We start from the raw sequence: 228 nt of genomic DNA, 5'->3' as shown, positions 1-228 counted from the left end.
AGGACGTTGATAGGTCAGGTGTGGAAGTGCAGTAATGCATTAAGCTAACTGATACTAATTGCCCGTACGGCTTGTCCCTATAACCTTGGCAGGTTATGGTGAATGAGAAGTACGTTGGAACGTTCGTTGATACAACTTCATTACCCAATTACTTACCGATTCCAGATTCTGGGCAACGTTCACAAGAACGCGGCTCGTACAAGTCAATGCCTGATGACCATAGCAAGT

The 228-nt window shown here is 45.2% G+C and carries 1 rRNA gene; it reads left to right on the top strand.

The annotated features are described in order from the left end of the window. Nucleotides 1-79: ribosomal RNA gene (locus ABWW33_RS33060) — 23S ribosomal RNA — on the top strand; the annotation flags it as partial. Nucleotides 80-228: the final 149 nt, after the last annotated feature.

The organism is Duganella hordei, assembly GCF_040369125.1.
In the GTDB taxonomy this organism is placed as follows: domain Bacteria; phylum Pseudomonadota; class Gammaproteobacteria; order Burkholderiales; family Burkholderiaceae_D; genus Rugamonas; species Rugamonas hordei.
Note: the sequence above shows the minus strand (reverse complement) of the source record. Positions and strands in the feature narration are given on the sequence as shown.